This is a genomic window from Acidimicrobiales bacterium, from assembly GCA_016716005.1.
Classification (GTDB): Bacteria; Actinomycetota; Acidimicrobiia; order Acidimicrobiales; family JADJXE01; genus JADJXE01.
The window spans coordinates 3,167,788-3,186,837 of the sequence record JADJXE010000001.1; the positions used below are offsets into that span (position 1 = coordinate 3,167,788).

Consider the following 19,050-nt stretch of genomic DNA (forward strand, 5'->3'; position numbering starts at 1 on the left):
CGCTCCTGGCCCGTGACCGCCGACGTGACCGCCGACGTGGCCGCCGCCCTCGGGATGCTCGACGCCGCCCTGCAGCAGGTTCGCGACGGGGGCGATGCCGGAGCCGCGCTGGGCGCCGTGCGCCACCTCTCGGGCGACGACGAGCAGGTGTGGGCCCTGGTGGCGGCCCGCTGGTTCCGCTTCTGGCACAACGGGCCCGCGCCACGGGTCGACCGGGCCGCGCTGGTGGCGGAGCTGCTCGCCATGGGGTGCCCACCGGCCACGGTGGCGGCCGAGGCGCTCTCGTCGTGCCGCCGCTGGGCCGTCGGGGGCACCGATCGCTGGGGCCCGTGGTCCCACGCGGTCGAGTGCGCGGGGTGTGAGCGGCCGGCCGAGGGCTGGTGGTGCGGTGAGCCCCGATCCACGGTGGTGCGGGGCCGCCAGTGGCTCGAGGGCCGGGGCGTGGCCGGCGCCGACGTCGACGCCGCCCTGGCCCGCCTGGGCGTCGCCCCCCACCACCCCGACGACGCCACCGTGGGGGAGTGGTGACCGGCGGTGCGGCGGCCCTCAGCCCAGCGAGGCCAGGGCCAGCCCCAGCGCCGCGGCCGCGGTGCACGCCACGGCGCTGACCGCCACGTTGCCCGCGGCCGCTCGGTTGGCGCCGCCCTGGGCGAGGGCCGCCGTCTCGTAGGCGAAGGTGGAGAACGTGGTGAACCCGCCGCAGAAGCCGGCGCCCAGCACGGCCCTCGGGGTGGTGGCCAGGGCGTGGTAGAGGGCGAGGCCGGTGAGCGCGCCGAGCGCGAACGACCCGAGCACGTTGACCGCCAGGGTGCCGAGGGGGAACGGTCGCGACCACCGGTGCTGCACGGCCCGGTCGAGCAGGTAGCGGGCCGGGGCGCCGGCCGCGCCCGCCACCGCCACCCCGAGCAGCTCGATCATCCGGCCTCGGGGCCGGGCCGGCCCAGGTAGCGCACCACCTCGACGTCCTCCACGATCACCAGGCCCTCGGTGACGAGGTCGTCGAGCTGGGGCAGGAAGGCGGCGATGCGCTCGGCCGCGTCGACGATCACGATCACCATCGGAAGGTCGTCGGACAGGCTCAGGATGTGGGTGGTGTGCAGGTGGTTCGAGGCGCCGAACCCCTCCACGCCCCGCAGCACGGTGGCACCGGCCAGCCCCGCGCCGTGGGCCCGGTGGACGATCTCGGTGGCCAGCGGGGTGTGGCCGTGGCGGTCGCTCTCACCCACGAAGACCGTGAGGCGCCGGGCGGGACCCTCGAGCTTCATGTGCTCCTCCTCTCGGGGGTCGTCGCCAGGCGGTGACCGGCGGCGATGCCCGCTCGCACGGCGACCAGCCCCAACGCGAGCGTGGCCGCCAGGTAGGTCGCGGCCGTGGCCGCGTGGCCGTCCTTGGTCAGCACCGACACCTCCACGGCGATGGCCGAGAAGGTCGTGAAGGCGCCGATCGTCCCGGTGGCCGCGAAGGGGCGCACCCACCGGTTGGGGGCGCCGCGCTCGAGCAGCACCGTCAGCAGGAGGCCGAGGAGCAGGGCGCCGGCCAGGTTCACGGCGAGGGTGGCCCAGGGGAAGGCGCCGACGGGCACCGGCACGGCCCTCGTCACCGCGTAGCGGCCCGCCGAGCCCAGCGCACCCCCGGCTGCGATCACCGCGATCGTGGCTGGGTCGCGGGCCGGCGCCGCCCGGCGGGCCGAGGCGAACGGGTCGAGGGTCACGGGGCGGCCTCGCGGGCCGGCAGGACCGACCGCAGCCACGCCGGGAGACGGCCCGGGCGCCCGGCGCGGTCGACGCAGCCGTGCACCGTCACCGCGGTGGCGTTGACGACGAGGGCCCCACCGGCGCCGGTGGTGAGCAGGTAGCCGATCTGGAACGTGGCCCGGCTGGCCGCGCCGACCACGACGTGCACGTCGACGACGTCGTCGAACCGCAGCGGCTGGAGGTAGCGCACGTAGGCCTCGAGCACCGCGAAGTCGAGGCCGTCGTCGCGGATCGAGGCGTAGGGGTGCCCGAGGGCCCGCAGGTACGCCACCCGGGCCTCCTCCAGGTAGGGCAGGTAGGAGCCGTGGTGCACGATCCCCATGGCGTCGGTCTCCGCGAACCGCACCCGCACCGGGTGGGAGAACGGGTAGGCGGCGGGATCGACGGGCGGGTCGAGGGCCAGGCGCACGGAGGCGGACCGTACCCCGAGGTGCCGGCCCGGACGTCAGACGCTGACGGTGACCTTCTCCTCCACCTCGTCGACGCTGTCGTGACCCGTGCCCTCGACCTCGATCCTCGGGATGAGGCGGTCGAGCCACCGGGGCAGCCACCAGTTGCGGTCGCCGAGGAGCTCCATGGTGGCCGGCACCAGCAGCATCCGGACGACGGTGGCGTCGAGCAGCACCGCGCTGGCCAGGCCCAGCCCGAACAGCTTGATGACGCGGTCGCCCTCCAGCAGGAAGCTGCCGAACACGAACACCATGATCGCGGCGGCCGCCGTGATCACCCTGGCGGTGGCGGCCAGGCCGTCGGCCACGGCCCGGGCGTTGTCGCCGGTGCGGTCGTACTCCTCCTTCACCCGCGAGAGGAGGAACACCTCGTAGTCCATCGACAGGCCGAACACGATGGCGAACATCATCATGGGCACGAACGGCTCGATCGGCCCGCCCGCGCCCACGCCCACGACGTCGGAGAGCCAGCCCCACTGGAAGATGGCCACCACCAGGCCGTAGGCCGCGCCGATCGACAGCAGGTTCATGACCACGGCCTTCAGGGGCACCAGCACCGACCGGAACACCGCCATCAGCAGCAGGAACGACAGCGCGAGCACCACGCCGAAGAACAGCGGCAGGCGGGCCGCGAGGTAGTCGGAGAAGTCGACGAAGACGGCCACGTTGCCGCTGACGGCGACGTCGAGCCCCGTCCCCTCGGTGGCGGCCGGGAGCACGTCGTCGCGGAGGCGGTGGACCAGCGCGGTGGTGCCGGCGTCCTGGGGCGCGGTGGCCGGGATCACCCGCCACAGCGCGGCGGTGGGTGCGGCCGGGTCGTCGAGGACGGGCGGCGTGACGAAGGCCACCCCCTCGGTGGCGCCCACGGCGGCGCTCACCTGGTCGAGGACGGCCGGGTCGGTACCGGCGGGCACCTCGGTCACCAGCACGAGCGGCCCGTTGAAGCCCGGCCCGAACCCGGTGGCCAGCAGGTCGTAGGCCCGGCGGGTGGTGGTGTCCTCGGCGTAGTTGCCGTCGTCGGAGAAGCCGAGCCGCAGCGAGAGCACCGGGATGGCCAGGACCACCAGGATCGTGGTGCCGATGACGGCGGCCGGCCAGGGGTGGTCCTGGATGAGTCGGCTCCAGCGGTACGGGAGGGTGCGCTCCACCGGCTTGGGCGCCCGGCGAGGCACCTCCCGGCGCAGCGGGGCCACCACGAAGCCGGCGAGCACCACGACCACGGCGAGGGGCAGGCCGACGAGCAGGGGCTGGACCGCGAGCCCGACGCCCACCAGCGCCATCGCCACCAGGGCAGCGGCGATGATGCCGCGCCAGCGCGTGATCTCCACCCGCTGGCGGGCGAAGCCGAGCAGGGCGGGGAGCAGGGTGACCGAGGCGACCATGGTGACGGCCACCACGACGGCCGCGCCGATGCCGAGGCCGCGGACGAACTCGACGCCCATCAGCAGCATGCCGAGCAGGGAGATGACCACGGTGGTGCCGGCGAAGAGCACGGCCCGCCCGGCGGTGTTGATGGCGATGCCGGTCGAGTCCTCGGAGGAGTGGCCGGCGTGGAGGCCCTCGCGGTAGCGGGTGACGATGAACAGGGCGTAGTCGATGCCCACGCCGAGGCCGATCATGATGCCGAGCGTCGTGGTGAAGTCGGGCATGGTCACCACGTGGCTGAGCAGCCCGACCAGGGCGGTGCCGACGCCGATGCCGGCGATGGCGGTGCCGATCGGGAGCCCCATGGCCAGCACCGACCCGAAGGCCAGGATGAGGATGAAGATGGCGAAGGCCAGGCCGAGCACCTCGGACTCGGGCGGCTCGAAGTCGGCGAACAGCTGGCCGCCGTACTCGATCTGCACGCCGGGCACGGTGGGGGCCAGCGACTCGATCTCGCCGGCCAGGTCGGTGCTCTCCGACAGCGAGAGGTCGCGGGGCACCTCCACCTGGGCGTAGGCGATGGTGCCGGCGGCCGCGACCTGGCCCTGCCCCTCCGGGGTGAAGGGGCTGACCACGTTGACCTGGGGGAGGGCGTCCACGTCGGCGAAGAACGTCGACATGGCCGCTCGCACCGCCGGGTCGTCGACGCCCTGGTCGGTGCGGAAGACGATCGTGCCGCCCTCGCCGCCGCCCTCACCGCCGAACTTGGCGTCGATCACGTCGAAGCCGCGGGCGCTCTCCACGGCGGGGAGCGAGAACTCCGAGCTCAGGGAGGAGCCGACGGCGCCGGTGAGCCCGCCGACGGCGAGGAGCACGACGAACCAGGCCACCGCCACGATCACCCGACGGCGGTGGCACCAGCGACCGAGACGAGCGAGCACGGGCACCTCGTGGATCGGGGACGGGGTGGGACTCCTCGGAGCCTACGAGCCGGCCCGGTGCGGCGGCGTCGCGTCCCGGGATGACCTCCGTCACACGTGGGGTAGCGTCTCGGCGCCAGCACGGCGGTGAGCCCCCCGGTCACGCCTCGACCATCCCCATGGAGCGCCCGACCATGCCGTTCCCCGCGCCGATGCCCATCACCGCCGACGACGACGCCATCCGCGCCGCGCTCGACCAGGCGGTGCTCCCGCCCCTGCTCCCGGCGCTCGCCCACGCCACGGGCGACCTCTCGCTGCTGCGCCCCGAGCTGCGCCCCGACCCCCTGCTGCTCGGCGATCCGACCGGCGGCCTCACGCCCGCACAGGAGTCGGCGATCCGCGCCCTGGCCCTCGACGTGCTGATCCGGTACCGCGACGGCGGCTGCCGGCTGGCGCCGGCCCCGAGCCACGCCGACCTCGAGGAGATCATGGCGTTCGCCGTGGGCGGCCTGCCGATGGGCGAGTACGTGCCCCTCCTCGCAGAGGAGCTGTCGATCACGGGCGAGGACCTCCGGGCGCCGGGCTGGCGCGCCGACGAGGTGGCCCCCGGGGTGGCGTTCCGGGTGGCGATCATCGGCGCCGGCATGTCGGGCCTGCTCGCCGCGTACCGCCTGCAGCAGGTCGGCATCCCGTTCGTGATCGTCGAGAAGAACGACGAGGTCGGCGGCACCTGGTGGGAGAACACGTACCCCGGCTGCCGGGTCGACAACCCCAACCACCTGTACAGCTACTCGTTCGCCCAGAAGGACGACTGGCCGCAGCACTACTCGACGCAGGAGGCGCTCTTCGAGTACTTCCGCGCCTTCGCCGACGAGCACGACCTCCGCCGCCACGTCCGCTTCGACACCGAGGTCCGGTCGGTCACCTTCGACGACGCCACCAGCACCTGGGCCCTGCAGGTCCGGTCCGCCGACGGGTCGGAGGAGACCATCGAGGCCAACGCCGTGGTGAGCGCCGTCGGGCAGCTCAACCGCCCGCTCATGCCCGACATCCCCGGCATCGACACCTTCGAGGGGCCGTGGTTCCACTCGGCGCGCTGGGACCACGGGGTCGACCTGCGGGGCAAGCGGGTGGCGGTGATCGGCACGGGTGCCAGCGCCGCCCAGTTCATCCCGATCGTGGCCGAGGAGGCGGGCGAGCTGCTCGTGTTCCAGCGCACCCCCAACTGGCTCGGCCCCACGCCCGACTACCACGAGGACGTGTCCGACGGCCTCCGGTGGCTCTACACCCACGTGCCCTTCTACAGCCAGTGGCACCGCTTCTGGATCTTCTGGCGCACCGCCGACGGCGTGCTGCCGGGCGTCACCGTCGACCCCGCCTGGGAGCCCCGCGACCGCTCGGTCAGCCCGCTCAACGAGGAGATCCGCGTGCTGATGGCCATGTACCTCGAGCTGGAGTTCGCCGACCGGCCTGACCTGCTGGCCAAGGTGATGCCCTCCTACCCGCCGGCCGCCAAGCGGGTCATCCGCGACAACGGGGTCTGGGCCCGCACGCTGAAGCGCGACGACGTGCAGCTGCTCACCGAGGGCATCGCGGAGGTCACGCCCAGGGGTGTGCGCACCGTCGATGGCCAGGAGCACCCCGTCGACGTGATCGTCTACGGCACCGGCTTCCAGGCGTCGCACTTCCTCGAGCCGATGCGCGTGACCGGGAGGGGCGGCGTCGACCTGCACCAGCAGTGGGGCGGCGACGCCCGCGCCTACCTGGGCGTCACCGTCCCCGGGTTCCCCAACCTGTTCTGCCTCTACGGGCCGAACACCAACATCGTGATCAACGGCAGCATCATCTACTTCTCGGAGTGCGGCGTCCGCTACATCCTCGGGCTCCTGCGGCTCGTGCTCGAGGGCGGCCATCGTGCCGTCGACGTCCGCCGGGACGTGCACGACGCCTTCAACGAGCGCGTCGACGCCCAGAACCGCATGATGGCGTGGGGGGCGTCCGCGGTGAACAGCTGGTACAAGAGCGCCAGCGGCCGGGTCTCCCAGAACTGGCCCTTCACCCTCCTCGAGTACTGGCAGTGGACGAAGGCGCCGGACCCGGCCGACTACGCCCTGCTCGACTGAGCCGGGCGTGACCGTCGGGCGGCCGGGCTCATCCGGCCGCCGGCTGCTGCCCGAAGGCCTCCGCCACCTCGGCCACGTCGTCGTAGAAGGCGTCGTCGCCGATCATCTCGGTGAGCCCGTAGCGCGCCAGCTCGGCCCGCGCCGGGGCGATGACCTCCGCCAGCACCAGGCGGATCCCGTGCTCCTGGAGCGAGGCGTGCACCTGCTTCAGCGTCTCGGCGCCCGTGTAGTCGATGTCGGCCATGGCGGCCGCGTCGATGCAGAGCCAGCGGAGCGGCGCCGCCTCCCCCGCGGCCTCGACGAAGGCGGTGACGTCTTGGAGCAGGTGGTTGGCGTTGGCGTAGTAGAGGGTGCCGGAGAAGCGGTAGACGACCAGGCCGGGGAGGCTGCGCGCATCGGGCGTGACCGGCTCGGAGTGCCAGGCGTCCTTCGTGCCGGGGTGGAGCACGGCGGTGCTCGGGTGGTACGAGCGGCGCAGGTGGTCGATGACCGAGGCCACGATGGCCAGGATGATCGCCTGCTCCACCCCGACCACCACGACCGTGACGGCGGTGAGGGCGGCCACGACGAACTCGTCGGGTCGCACCCGCAGGATCGTCCGCATGCCCCGCAGGTCGATCAGCTGGACACCGATCAGGAACACCACCGACGACAGGACCGCCTTGGGCATGTACTGGAGCGGTGCAGTGAGGAAGAGCAGCACGATCAGGACGATCACACCGGTGGTGAGCTGGGCCAGCTGGGTGCGGGCGCCGGCACTGTCGACCATCTCGGTCTTGGTGGGGCTGCCGTTCACCACGAACGTGCCCGACAGGCCGGCGGCCACGTTGGCGACGCCCAGCCCCACCAGGTCGACGTTCTCGCTCAGCTGCTCGTTGCGCTTGGCCGCGTAGGCCCGGGAGGTGGCCGCGCTCTGGGCGAGGATCAGGATGAAGATGGATGCCGCGGTGCCGAGCAGCGACGTGACGTCGGACCAGGTGATCCCGCTGGGGAAGCCGAAGCTGGGAAGGCCGCCGGGCACCTTGCCCAGGGTGGCCACGCCGTGGGCGGACAGGTCGAGCAGCCAGCTGAGGAAGATGGCGCCGATCACGGCGATCAGGGCGCCCGGGACCTTCTTGGTCACGAGCTTGGTGCCGAGGATGACCACGATCACCGAGGCCGAGACGGCGACGGTGGTGAGGCTGGTGTCGCCGACGTTCTCGAGCGTGCCGATGAGCTTCTCGATGGTGCCGCCCGAGCCGCTCGGCACGCCGAGCATCCCGCCGACCTGGCCGGCCGCCACCTGGACGCCGACGCCGGTCAGGAACCCGACGAGCACGGTGCGGGACAGGAAGTCGGCCAGGAACCCCAGCCTGACGAGGCGGGCGAGGATCAGGAACCCGGCCGCGAGCAGGGCGACGAGCCCGGCCAGGGCGACGTACTCGCTGGAGCTCGTGGCGGCCATGCCGGCCAGCCCGGCGGCGAGCACCGCGGCCGTGGCCGAGTCGGCCCCGACCACGAGGTGGCGGGACGACCCGAACACGGCGAAGGCCATGATCGGCAGGAGGATCGTGTAGAGGCCGGTGATCACCGGCATGCCCGCGATCTGCGTGTAGCCCATCACCTCGGGGATGGCGAGCGCGGCGAGGGTGACGCCGGCCAGCACCTCCTTGGGCACCCGGGCCCGGTCGATGGGGAGCACCCCCTCGAGGATCGGGAAGCGTCGCTTCGCCGGGCCGGCGGCTGTGGTCATCGCACCGGTGTACCGCCGGGCGGGCCCCGGTGTCATCACCCGGATCGGATCAGGTGGGGAGCCGCCGGCGACCGCTGACCGGGCTGCGAGGGGCCGGTCAGCGGTCGCCGGTGCGCCAGCGGTCGATCCGGCGGCGGTCGCGCTTCGTCGGGCGGCCGGCGCCGCGGTCGCGCGCCGCGACCGGCACCACGTCGCGGGCCGGCGGCGGCGGCGTGTGGTCCACGTAGCACTGCACGGCGATCGGCGCCCCGACGCGCCGGTCGATCACCCGGGTGACCTCGACGGCCCGGTCGCGGCCGTGCAGGCGGGCGTCGACCCGGTCGCCGACCGTCACCTGCGAGGCCGGCTTGGCGGTGCGACCGTTGACGCGGACGTGGCCGCCCCCGCACGCCGCCGTGGCCTCGGAGCGGGTCTTGCAGAGCCGTGTCGCCCACAGCCAGCGGTCGACGCGGGCGGACGGCTCGGCGGTCATGCCGGCGCGTGCGAGGTCGTGGCATCCTCCCGGTGGTAGCCGGCCAGCAGCTCGCGTTCGGCGTCGCGCCGGGGGAACCAGAAGAACACCAGGGCGCCGCCGAGGAGGACGGCGACGATGCCGGCGAGGTAGGCCCAGTCCTGGCCGTCGACGAACGACGTCTGCGCTGCGGCGATGATCTGGTCGGCGTACCGCGGGTACTGCTGGGCGATGCTCTCGGCGCCGGCGAACGACTTGGTGAGCTGGCTCTGCACGCTGTCGGTGATCGCGGCCTGGTCGGGCGCGCCGGCGATGGCCGCGTTGAACGCCGACGCGTAGCCGGCGGTGAGCAGGGCGCCGAAGACCGACTGCATGAAGGCGCCTCCCAGGTCGCGCTGCAGGTCCGCGGTGCCCGAGGCCATGCCGGCCCGCGTGACGGGCACTGAGCCGGTGAGGGCGCGGGACGCAGGCGTGCCCGCGAACCCCACGCCGGCGCCGACGAAGGCGTAGCCGAGGCCGACCTGCCAGTAGGGGCTGCCGTCCTTCCACAGCACCAGCATGGTGAGGAACCCGAGGAGCACGAAGGCGTAGCCCAGGAGCAGCGTGACGTGCGAGCCTCGCGCCTCCACCAGCTTGGCCGAGCGCGGCGCGGCCAGGATCATCAGGACCGCGGCGGGCAGGATGGCGAGCCCGGCGTCCACGGTGGAGTAGCCGAGCACGTTCTGCAGGAACTGCTGGCCGACGAACATGGCGCCCATCAGCGAGCCGAACACGACGATGCCGGCGCAGGCCGCGACCCAGAAGGTGCGGCGGGCGGCGACGTGCAGGTCGTAGAGCGGGTTGGCGGCGCGGCGCTGGCGGATGACGAAGCCGACCATCGCGGCGAGCGCGACGACGGCGAGGCCGGCGGCGAGGGCACCCGCGCCCGGCACGGGCGCGAAGTTGATGGCGAGGATCAGGGCGCCGACGAGCAGGGCCGAGAGGACGCCGCCCAGGTTGTCGACCGCGTCGGTCGTCTCGTGGACGTGCGCGGGGATCAGCCTGAGCGCCATCACGAAGCCGATGGCGATCAGCGGGAGGGTGACCAGGAACACCGAGCCCCACCAGTACCTCTCGAGCAGCACGCCGGCGATCAGCGGGCCCAGCGCCGAGATGGCGCCTCCGACGGCCGACCAGAGGGCGATCGACCGGGTGCGGCCCGGGCCGGGTGCCCACAGGGCGGTGATGAGCGCCAGGGTCGTCGGGTAGGCCATGCCCGCCGCCACACCGCCGGCGATCCGGGCGACGACGAGCACGTCGATCGAGGGGGCCCAGGCGGCCAGGAGGCACGTCGGGAGGGAGAGGGCCACGCCGAGCAGCAGCATGGCCCGGCGGCCGTACCGGTCGCCGAGGGCGCCGAGCCAGAGCACCGATGCGGCCAGGCCCAGCGAGTAGCCGACGGCCACCAGGTTGAGCTGGGTCTGGGAGGCGTCGAAGGACGTGCCGATGTCGGGCAGCGCGACGTTGGCCACCGCCAGGGGCAGGTTGGCCACCGCGGCCACGAGGATCAGCGTGGCCAGGACGAGCCCGGCCCGTGCCGGCGCGGCGCCCGTGCTCGGGGGCCCGGCGGTGGTCGTCTGTCGTGCCATCCGCGCACCGTAGGCCGGATGGCGGCGACCTGTCGCCGGCCTCGTGGAGCTGGCGGGAATCGAACCCGCGTCCGCCAGGCGATCACCGTCCGCGCTACGACCGTTCCCGAGCCTATGGCTGTCGGCGCCATCCCGCCGGGTCGGGAGGGCACGAGGCCCACCGCGGGTCTTTCCCCTGCGTCAGCGGTCTTCCCCTGCTGCCAGCGGTCTTTCCCGCCGTCGTCCCCCGCTTCTGTTGCCGGGCTGCGGTGGATCGGCCCCGTGCGGCCTCACGGCTCACGATGTCCCTCTTCGACCCTTGTCAGGCCGCGAGGGCGTACTGCTCGTTGGCAGTTGTTGTTGGTGCCCCGTTTAGCGAGTCTGAGCAACTCGGGTCGCACGGTGCGGCAACCGGTCCAGCGTCGAAACCGATCAGCCCCGTAGGTATGTCTGGACCATGGTACCGCCGTCAGGTGGTGTAGTCGGCGTTGATGCGCACGTAGCCGTCGGAGAGGTCGCAGCCGTAGGCCGTGAAGGCGCCTGCGCCCACCCCGAGGGAGACGTGGATCAGCACCTCGTCGCCCCGCAGGTAGTCGGTGAGCCGTCCGAGCGCGGCCTCGTCGACCGGGGTCGGGTACAGCTCCTGGTCGCCGAAGCGGATGATCACCCGCTCCTGGTCGATGTCGGTGTCGTCGCTGCACTTGCCCACGGCCATGGCGACCCGGCCCCAGTTGGGGTCGGCGCCGTGCACGGCCGTCTTCACCAGCGGGGAGTTCACGATCGCCTTGGCGACGCGCCTGGCCTGGGTGTCGTCACGGGCGCCGTCGACGGTCACCACCAGCAGCTTGGTGGCTCCCTCGCCGTCCCGGGCGATCATCCGGGTGAGGCGCAGCGCCACGTCGAGCAGCGCCGCGTCGAGGTCGCCGGCGTCGACCGGCCCGGCGGCGCCGTTCGCCATCACCGCCGCGGTGTCGCTCGTCGACGTGTCGGTGTCGATGCTGACCGCGTTGAAGGTGCGGTCGACCACCCGGCGGAACAGGGCGTCGAGCTCGGCTGCGGGCACGGCTGCGTCGGTGCAGAAGAGCGTGATCAGCGTGGCCATGTCGGGCTCGATCATGCCGACGCCCTTCGCGATGCCCACCACCCGCGCCGGGCCCGTGCCCACGGGCGCGTCGGCCACCTTCGCGTGGGTGTCGGTGGTCATGATCGCCCGGGCGCAGGCGTCGGCCGACGTGGCCTCGGGCCCGTCGAACGGCCAGCGGACGCCCGCCAGATGGGCCCGGAAGCGCTCCATCGGGTAGCGCCGGCCGATCACGCCGGTGGAGGCGATCAGCACCTCGGCCGGTTCGATGCCGATGGCCGACGCCGCCAGCCGCACGACCTCGCCGGCGTCGGCGGCGCCCGCCGGCCCGTTGGCCACGTTGGCGTTCTTGGCGATCACCACGAACGCCCGCAGCGAGCCGCCGGCGGCGTGGGCCCGGCTCAGCAGCACGCTGGGCCCGGCGAAGCGGCTGCGGGTGAAGACGGCGGCGGACGTGGCGGGCCGCTCGCTGGCGATGATGCAGACGTCGTCGGTGGTGTCGCGCACCCCCATGTTGGCGACGTGGGCCCGGAACCCGGACGGCAGCGTGGTCACGGCGACCCATGGTGGCAGGGCGGCGCCCCCCGAGCGGCCACGCCCGACCTGTGCGGGTTCTCAGGCTCCGAGCGGACAGCGGTGGGGTGCGCCCCGTAGCCTGGCCCTCGGGGCCGGGGGCACGGCCCTGCTCGTCGTCCCGGGGGAAGCACATGTCGTCCACCACGTCGCCGGACACACCCGCACCAGCACCGGCCGCCGAGGCGCGGGCGCGCCGGCCGCTCGACCCGGCCTGGGTCCGGGCCGCGGCCGTGCTGTCGGCCGGCTCGGGCCTGGTGCACGCCGCGGCCGCCGGGTCGCACGCCGGCACGGGCGACCTCGACACGCTGTTCGCCCTGGTGGCGGTGGCCCAGCTGGGCTGGGCCCTGGCCGTCGTGATCTGGCCCAGCCGGCCGCTGCTGTGGGCCGGCGCCGCCCTCAACCTCGGCGTCGCCGCCGGCTGGCTGCTGTCCCGCACCACCGGCATCGGGTTCGTCGACGGGCTCCAGGAGGTGGAGGAGGTCGGCACGGCCGACCTCCTGGCCACGGTGCTCGAGGCCGCAGCCGCCCTGGTGGCCGTGGTCGCGGTGTTCGCCCGGCCGGTCGAGCGCTCGTGGCGGCAGGCGCCGGTGGTGGCGGTCGCCGGCCTGGCCACCGTGCTGCTCGCCGTGCCGGCGATGGCGGCGCCCCACGAGCACGGCGGCCACAGCCACGACGACACCGTCGGCGCCGGGGCGGAGCTGATCGCCGACGACGGGCACACCCATACCGACGGCACCACCCACACCGACGACGGGCACGACCACGCCGCCGACGTGGTCGAGGTCGCGGCCGCCGACGGCGTCTCGGTGGAGCTGGCGTCGGCGCCCGGCTATGCCGACGCCACCGCCGACGAGCGGGCTGCGGCCCAGGCGCTGATCGACGACACCCGCGAGGCGCTGGCGGGCTACACCGACACCGCCTCGGTCGAGGCCGACGGCTTCCGGTCGATCGGCGACGGGCGCACCGGGTTCGAGCACTTCGTCCACCACGAGCGCCTCGTCGACGGCGAGGTGCTGTCGCCCGACGCCATCGAGTCGATCGTGTTCCAAGTCGAGCCCGACGGCACCGAGACGCTGGTGTCGGGGATGTACATCCTCGAGAACGGCGCCACCATGGACGACGTGCCCGAGGTGGCGGGGCCGCTCACCGTGTGGCACGACCACCAGAACCTCTGCTGGGACGGCACCGGCACCCGGGTCGTCGGCCTGCTCCGCGACGGGGCCTGCGTCCCCGGCGGCACCTTACGGGCGACCGCTCCGATGCTCCACGTGTGGGTGACGGAGCAGGCGTGCGGGCCGTTCGCGGGCATCGAGGGCCCGCTGGGCGGCCACGGCGAGGCGTGCGCCCACGACCACGGCACCGCCGCGACCGCCACCGCGGCGTCGTCCGACGGGGCAACGGCGGGCGAGCCGCTGTCGATCGAGGCTGCCGTGGCGGCCTCACCCGGCTGGGCCGAGGCCACGACGGCGCAGCGCGACCGGGCGCTGGCACTGACCCGGGCCACCGACACGGCCATCGCGTGGCGGTTCGCCGACACCGCCGCAGCCGAGGCGGCCGGCTACCGGTCGATCGGCGACGGCCGCACCGGCTACGAGCACTACATCAACCTCGGCTACATCATCGACGCGAAGGTGCTCGACCCCGCCACCGTCGAGTCGCTCGTGTACGAGGTGGCGCCGGACGGTTCGAAGCGGCTGGTGTCGGGCATGTACATCCTCGCTCCCGGCCAGGTGCTGGGCGACGAGCCCGACGTGGGCGGCCCGCTCACGGCCTGGCACGACCACCAGAACCTGTGCTGGGACCCGAACAACAGCGGTCGCCTGGCCGGGGTGCTGGTGGACGGCCGGTGCGTGCCCGGCGGCGTGCTCCGCCCCACGCCGCCGATGCTCCACGTGTGGGTCGTCGACAACCCCTGCGGGCGGTTCGCCGGCATCGAGGGCGGCGGCCACGGCGACAGCTGCGAGCACAGCCACTGACGAGGGGCGGCGGCCGAGGGCGGCGCGGCGGTCAGTGGTCGCTGCGGCGGCCGCGGGCCATGGCCCGGCGGGCCTCCAGCTCGGCGTCGCGCTCGGCGATGGCCTGGCGCCTGTCGCCCTTGCGGCGCCCCCGGGCCAGCGCCAGCTCCACCTTGGCCCGGCCGTCGGTGAAGTAGAGCGCCAGCGGGACGAGGGCCAGGTGCTCCCTGGCCACCCGCCCGCCGAGCTCGTCGATCTGGCGCCGGTGCAGCAGCAGCTTGCGGCGGCGGTCCGGCTCGTGGGTGCCGAACCCGGCGGCCATCGAGTAGGGGGGCACGTGCATGGCGTAGAGCCACATCTCGTGCCCGTCGACGCGCGCGTAGGCGTCGGCGAGCTGCACCTTCCCCTCCCGGAGCGACTTCACCTCGCTCCCCGCCAGCGAGATGCCGGCCTCGACGGTCTCGAGGATGGAGTAGTCGTGGCGGGCCTTGCGGTTGGAGGCGACGACCTTCACGCCCTTCGGTGGCACGAGGGGCGAGGGTACCGGGGTCGCCGCCCCGGTCGCGCCCCGGTCGCGCGCCGGGGGCGCCCCGATAGCCTCCCGCCGATGCTGCGCCTCACCCGCGACGTGTACGTGCGGATGCTCGCCCATGCCTACGACGGCCTGCCCGACGAGGCGTGCGGGCTGCTCGGCGGGGTCGCCTCCACCGGCCGGACCGCCGTCTTCTACCCCACTGGCAACGCCGCCGGGTCGAGCCGCGTCTACACGGTCGACCCGCGCGACCACCTTCGGGCCGATCGCGACGCCGACGGTCGGGGCCTCGAGGTGATCGGCGTGATGCACAGCCACACCCACACCGACGCCTACCCGTCGCCCACCGACGTCGCCCAGGCACCCGACCCCTCGTGGCACTACGTCATCGTGTCCCTCAAGGACCCGGAGCCGGTGCTGCGCTCGTACCGGATCGTCGACGGAGCCGTGACGGAGGAGCCGGTCTCGGTCGAGGCCGGGTAGATTCCCCAGCAAGGAAGTCGGAATTCGAGAGGGGCCACCCATGGCCGTCCACAGCTCGGTGCTCGACCTGATCGGCAACACCCCGCTGGTCGACGTCAGCCGGCTCAGCCCCAACCCGCGGGTGCGCATCCTCGCCAAGCTCGAGAGCCAGAACCCGGCCGGCTCGGTGAAGGACCGCATCGCCCTGGCGATGGTCGAAGCGGCCGAGAAGGACGGCTCCCTGCGCCCCGGACAGACCATCCTCGAGCCGTCGTCGGGCAACACCGGCATCGCCCTGGCCATGATCGGCAGGGTCAAGGGGCACCCGGTGAAGATCGTGCTGCCCGAGAACGTGAGCATCGAGCGGCGCCAGCTGCTGGAGGTCTTCGGGGCCGAGGTGATCCTCTCGCCGGGGGCGGAGGGCTCGAACGGCGCGGTCCGCCGGGCCCAGGCGATGGCGGAGGAGCACCCCGAGTGGTGCTTCCTCTACCAGTACGCCAACGAGGCCAACCCGCGCTCCCACTACGAGGGCACCGGCCCGGAGATCTGGCGCGACTGCCCGGAGATCACCCACTTCGTCGCCGGTCTGGGCACCTCCGGCACGCTGATGGGCGTGGGCCGCTTCCTGAAGGAGCGCAACCCAGCGGTGAGGGTCTACGCGGTCGAGCCGCCCGTCGGCGAGACGGTCGAGGGCCTCCGCAACCTCGACGACGGCTACATCCCGCCCGTGTACGAGCGCTGGGGTGGGCAGGCGCTGCTGGACGGCAAGCGGATCGTGCGTCCCCGCGAGTCGCTGGAGTGGACCCGGCGCCTGGCCGGCGAGGCGGGCATCTTCGCCGGCATCTCGTCGGGCGCGGGCCTGGCCGGAGCGGCCAAGGTGGCAGAGCGGGTCGACGACGGCACGATCGTGTTCATCGTGTGCGACGGCGGGTGGAAGTACCTCTCCACCGGCGCCTGGACCGATGATCTCGACGTGGTCGTCGAGCGGGCCAAGCGCATCATCTACTTCTAGGCGGCGCGGTGCCCGCCGCCCGGCCAGGGCCGCTCGCGGTGGCCGGCGAGCCAGTAGACCGTGGCGGTCCAGCAGACGAGCAGCACCCCGACCATCGGCTCGCGCAGCCAGCGCCACAGCTCGTCGACCGGCCCGTCGGCCGGCGTCGACAGGCCGAGGAACGGCCCGAGCACCACCACCGCCAGGCCCAGCACCGCCACGAGGATGGTGCCGGTGGCGAGGCCCAGGCCGGCCAGCCGGTTCGCCACCCACGGGCCGGCGTCGCGCTGGTCCACCACCTCGAGGGCGCGGGTCACCGCGGCGAACGCCCTCGCCGTGCTCCACAGGGCGACGGCGAGGGCCAGCACGAAGGCGCGGCCGTGCGGTTCGTCGAACAGCTGGTCGACGGTCTGGACGACGCCCGACGACTCGGCACCCAGCGCCCGCTCGAACAGCGCCGTCAGCCCGTCCCGGGCCGAGGACGCCAGGTTCCGGCCGACGAGCTCGTCGGTCCACGAGAGGGCGGCGCCCAGGGCGATGAGCGCGGGGACGAGGGCGAGCGATGCCCAGAAGGCCACGCCCGCGGCGTCGCTGGCGAGACGGTGCTGCTTCCAGTCGGCGGAGACGGCCTGCACCACCTCCCGGCTGCTCGACACCCACGTCGGTTGTCGGGTCCGGGTCCGGGGCCGGGGCCGGGTCCGGGTCCGGGGCCGGGGCATGCCGCCACCTTCGCGCGGCGACCGGTCCCGTAGGCTCGTCCACCCGTGGGCGACCGGCCGATCGGGATGTTCGACTCCGGCTTCGGCGGGCTCACCGTGGCCCGGGCCGTCATCGACCTGCTGCCCGACGAGCACCTCGTGTACGTGGGCGACACCGGCCGCTACCCCTACGGCCCCAAGCCCCTCGACATGGTTCGCGGCTTCGCCCACGAGATCACCCGTCACCTGGTCGAGGAGGAGGGGGTGAAGCTGGTGGTGGTGGCCTGCAACACCGCCGCCGCGGCCGCGCCCCTGGCCGAGCTCGAGGATGCCCACGGGGTTCCGGTGGTGGGCGTGATCGAGCCGGGCGCCCGCTCGCTGGTCGCGGCCACCCGCAGCGGCCGGGTCGGCGTGATCGGCACGGTCGGCACCATCGGCTCGGGCGCGTACCAGCGCGGGGTGGCCCGGGCCGCCGACTTCCTGCAGGCCGGCGCGGTCGAGCTCACGTGCGCGGCGTGCCCGGGCTTCGTCGAGTTCGTGGAGCGCGGCGTGACCGAGGGCGACGAGGTGACGGTGCTGGCCGAGCGGCTGCTGGCTCCGATGCGCCAGGCCGACGTCGACACCCTCCTGCTCGGCTGCACGCACTACCCGTACCTCGCACGTACCATCAGCGACGTGCTCGGTCGTCATGTCGTGCTGGTGTCCTCGGCCGACGAGACGGCCTTCGAGGTGCGGCGGCTCCTGCTCGCCACCGGCTCCGCCCGCGATCGGGGCACGGGCGCGCCCGCCTGGCACCGCTTCCTGTCGTCGGGCGACCTCGCCTGGTTCAAGGAGGTGGGCCAGCGCCTGCTCGGCCCCGAGCTGGCCCACGCGGAGGCGCTCCCGTGGGGCTGAGCCTCACGGTGCTCGGCTGCTCCGCCACCTACGCCGCCCCCGGAGGGGCGTGCAGCGGGTACCTGCTGCGGGGCGCGGGCGCCACGGTGTGGGTCGACTGCGGCCCGGGCACCCTCGCCAACCTGCAGCGCCACCTGCCCCTCGGCGAGCTCGACGCGGTCGTCGTGAGCCACGTCCACCCCGACCACTGGTGCGAGCTGCCGGTGGTGCGGAACGCCTGGAAGTACGGCCTGCAGCGCGACGGGCTCCCCGTGTACACCACCGCCGACGTCCGCCACGCCGTCGAGGCCGTGGTCGACGGGGCCGAGCCCACCTTCGCCTGGCACGAGGTGGCGGAGGGCGACCGGGTCGACATCGGCGGGCTGGGCTTCCGGTTCTCCCGCACCGACCACCCCGTCGAGACGCTCGCCATGCGGATCGACGCGGGCGGCACCTCGATCGGCTACAGCGCGGACACCGGGCCGGGCTGGTCGCCGGAGGCCCTCGGCGCCGGCCTCGACCTGTTCGTGTGCGAGGCGTCGCTCCTCGCCCACCAGGAGGGCACCGCGCCGCACCTGAGCGGCCGCCAGGCCGGGTTGGCCGCGGGCGAGGCGCGTGTCGGCCGCCTGCTCGTCACCCACACCTGGCCGACGAACGACCCCGGCGACCACCTGCGCGAGGCGGCCGCCGCCTTCGACGGTCCCGTCGAGCTCGCCCGCGTGAACGAGAGGTACGACCCATGAGCACCCGACCCGACGGCCGCGCACCCGACGAGCTGCGCCCGATCACCTTCGAGCGCGACTTCACCGAGATGCCCGACGGATCGGTGCTGGTCACGTTCGGTCGCACGATCGTGCTGTGCACGGCGTCGGTCGACGACGACATCCCCCGCTGGCTGCGCGGCCAGGGGCGCGGGTGGGTGACCGCCGAGTACTCGATGCTGCCCGGTTCGTCGCCCGAGCGGGTGGGCCGTGAGGCGGCCAAGGGCCGGCCGTCGGGCCGCACCCAGGAGATCCAGCGGCTGATCGGGCGGTCGCTGCGGTCGGTCACCGACCTGCGGGCGGTGGGGGAGCGCCAGATCGTCGTCGACTGCGACGTCCTCCAGGCCGACGGGGGCACCCGGACGGCGTCGATCTGCGGCGGCTACCTCGCTCTGCACGACGCCCTGACCCGGCTGATCCAGCGCGGCGACCTCAGGGCGCACCCCATGGAGCACCGCTGCGCCGCCATCTCGGTGGGGATCGTCGGCGGCGTGCCCCTGCTCGACCTGCCCTACGCCGAGGACTCCGCGGCCGAGGTCGACATGAACGTGGTGATGACGTCGGCCGGGCGCTTCGTCGAGGTGCAGGGCACCGCCGAGGGCCTGCCCTTCACGCGGGCCGAGCTCGACGAGCTGCTCGGCCTGGCCGAGCACGGCATCCGCGAGGTCTTCGCCCTGCAGGACCGGCTGCTCGCCGAGCCGCCCGAACCCCGCCGCTGAT

Annotated in this window: 19 protein-coding genes and 1 other RNA gene; 8 read left to right on the top strand and 12 right to left on the bottom strand. The window is 73.9% G+C overall.

What is annotated here, in order from left to right; genetic code table 11:
• Positions 1-12: 12 nt before the first annotated feature.
• Positions 13-528 carry a hypothetical protein gene (locus IPM45_15340; GenBank protein MBK9180912.1) on the top strand — a complete coding sequence of 172 codons (516 nt, stop codon included), beginning with the start codon at positions 13-15 and terminating at the stop codon, positions 526-528.
• Positions 529-546: 18 nt separating this feature from the next.
• On the opposite strand, the gene crcB is transcribed toward IPM45_15340, so the two are convergent.
• The 5 genes from crcB to IPM45_15365 are packed head-to-tail and all read right to left on the bottom strand — an operon-like array spanning position 547 to position 4,509.
• The gene (gene crcB / locus IPM45_15345; protein MBK9180913.1) at positions 547-918 is read right to left on the bottom strand and encodes a fluoride efflux transporter CrcB; all 372 of its coding nucleotides are present in this window, start codon (positions 916-918) and stop codon (positions 547-549) included.
• Positions 915-1,265: a DUF190 domain-containing protein gene (locus IPM45_15350; protein ID MBK9180914.1), complete on the bottom strand. Its 351-nt coding sequence runs from the start codon at positions 1,263-1,265 to the stop codon at positions 915-917. The genes crcB and IPM45_15350 overlap by 4 nt, the downstream gene beginning before the upstream one ends.
• On the bottom strand, positions 1,262-1,711 hold the full coding sequence (locus IPM45_15355; protein MBK9180915.1) for a CrcB family protein: 450 nt from the start codon (positions 1,709-1,711) through the stop codon (positions 1,262-1,264). The genes IPM45_15350 and IPM45_15355 overlap by 4 nt, the downstream gene beginning before the upstream one ends.
• On the bottom strand, positions 1,708-2,163 hold the full coding sequence (locus tag IPM45_15360) for an acyl-CoA thioesterase (GenBank protein MBK9180916.1): 456 nt from the start codon (positions 2,161-2,163) through the stop codon (positions 1,708-1,710). Before IPM45_15360 ends, IPM45_15355 begins: the two co-directional genes overlap by 4 nt.
• A gap of 36 nt (positions 2,164-2,199) precedes the next feature.
• Entirely contained in the window at positions 2,200-4,509 is a 2,310-nt protein-coding gene (locus IPM45_15365; protein MBK9180917.1) for an MMPL family transporter, read from the bottom strand.
• A 173-nt stretch (positions 4,510-4,682) separates the two neighbouring features.
• Here IPM45_15365 and IPM45_15370 point away from each other — a divergent pair, with 173 nt between their 5' ends.
• Complete coding sequence (locus IPM45_15370; GenBank protein MBK9180918.1) at positions 4,683-6,611, top strand: NAD(P)/FAD-dependent oxidoreductase; 1,929 nt, start codon at positions 4,683-4,685, stop codon at positions 6,609-6,611.
• Positions 6,612-6,639: 28 nt separating this feature from the next.
• Here IPM45_15370 and IPM45_15375 read toward each other — a convergent pair whose 3' ends face one another.
• From IPM45_15375 to argJ, 5 genes are all read right to left on the bottom strand, one after another.
• On the bottom strand, positions 6,640-8,343 hold the full coding sequence (locus IPM45_15375; GenBank protein MBK9180919.1) for a SulP family inorganic anion transporter: 1,704 nt from the start codon (positions 8,341-8,343) through the stop codon (positions 6,640-6,642).
• Positions 8,344-8,440: 97 nt separating this feature from the next.
• Positions 8,441-8,815 carry an RNA-binding S4 domain-containing protein gene (locus IPM45_15380; protein MBK9180920.1) on the bottom strand — a complete coding sequence of 125 codons (375 nt, stop codon included), beginning with the start codon at positions 8,813-8,815 and terminating at the stop codon, positions 8,441-8,443.
• Positions 8,812-10,422 carry an MFS transporter gene (locus IPM45_15385; protein ID MBK9180921.1) on the bottom strand — a complete coding sequence of 537 codons (1,611 nt, stop codon included), beginning with the start codon at positions 10,420-10,422 and terminating at the stop codon, positions 8,812-8,814. The genes IPM45_15380 and IPM45_15385 overlap by 4 nt, the downstream gene beginning before the upstream one ends.
• A gap of 41 nt (positions 10,423-10,463) precedes the next feature.
• Positions 10,464-10,841, bottom strand: a transfer-messenger RNA (tmRNA) gene (ssrA, locus tag IPM45_15390).
• A gap of 29 nt (positions 10,842-10,870) precedes the next feature.
• Positions 10,871-11,995, bottom strand: coding sequence for a bifunctional glutamate N-acetyltransferase/amino-acid acetyltransferase ArgJ (argJ, locus tag IPM45_15395; protein ID MBK9180922.1), 1,125 nt, complete (start codon positions 11,993-11,995; stop codon positions 10,871-10,873).
• A 194-nt stretch (positions 11,996-12,189) separates the two neighbouring features.
• Here argJ and IPM45_15400 point away from each other — a divergent pair, with 194 nt between their 5' ends.
• Positions 12,190-14,034, top strand: coding sequence for a hypothetical protein (locus IPM45_15400; protein MBK9180923.1), 1,845 nt, complete (start codon positions 12,190-12,192; stop codon positions 14,032-14,034).
• Between the two features lie 31 nt (positions 14,035-14,065).
• Here IPM45_15400 and smpB read toward each other — a convergent pair whose 3' ends face one another.
• Complete coding sequence (gene smpB / locus IPM45_15405; protein MBK9180924.1) at positions 14,066-14,665, bottom strand: SsrA-binding protein SmpB; 600 nt, start codon at positions 14,663-14,665, stop codon at positions 14,066-14,068.
• On the opposite strand from smpB, the gene IPM45_15410 reads away from it, so the two are divergent.
• Entirely contained in the window at positions 14,621-15,028 is a 408-nt protein-coding gene (locus tag IPM45_15410; GenBank protein ID MBK9180925.1) for a M67 family metallopeptidase, read from the top strand. The two genes, smpB and IPM45_15410, sit on opposite strands and share 45 nt — an antisense overlap.
• 40 nt (positions 15,029-15,068) lie before the next feature.
• Positions 15,069-16,019, top strand: a complete 951-nt coding sequence (locus tag IPM45_15415; GenBank protein MBK9180926.1) for a cysteine synthase family protein — start codon at positions 15,069-15,071, stop codon at positions 16,017-16,019.
• On the opposite strand, the gene IPM45_15420 is transcribed toward IPM45_15415, so the two are convergent.
• Positions 16,016-16,654: a YihY/virulence factor BrkB family protein gene (locus tag IPM45_15420; GenBank protein MBK9180927.1), complete on the bottom strand. Its 639-nt coding sequence runs from the start codon at positions 16,652-16,654 to the stop codon at positions 16,016-16,018. The genes IPM45_15415 and IPM45_15420 overlap by 4 nt on opposite strands.
• Before the next feature lie 108 nt (positions 16,655-16,762).
• Here IPM45_15420 and IPM45_15425 point away from each other — a divergent pair, with 108 nt between their 5' ends.
• Genes IPM45_15425 through rph form a run of 3 tightly spaced genes read left to right on the top strand, consistent with a single transcriptional unit; the run spans position 16,763 to position 19,049 of the window.
• Entirely contained in the window at positions 16,763-17,590 is an 828-nt protein-coding gene (locus tag IPM45_15425) for a glutamate racemase (GenBank protein MBK9180928.1), read from the top strand.
• A complete protein-coding gene (locus IPM45_15430; GenBank protein MBK9180929.1) occupies positions 17,581-18,312 on the top strand; it encodes an MBL fold metallo-hydrolase in 732 nt (243 codons plus the stop codon). Before IPM45_15425 ends, IPM45_15430 begins: the two co-directional genes overlap by 10 nt.
• Entirely contained in the window at positions 18,309-19,049 is a 741-nt protein-coding gene (rph, locus tag IPM45_15435; protein MBK9180930.1) for a ribonuclease PH, read from the top strand. Before IPM45_15430 ends, rph begins: the two co-directional genes overlap by 4 nt.
• Position 19,050: the final 1 nt, after the last annotated feature.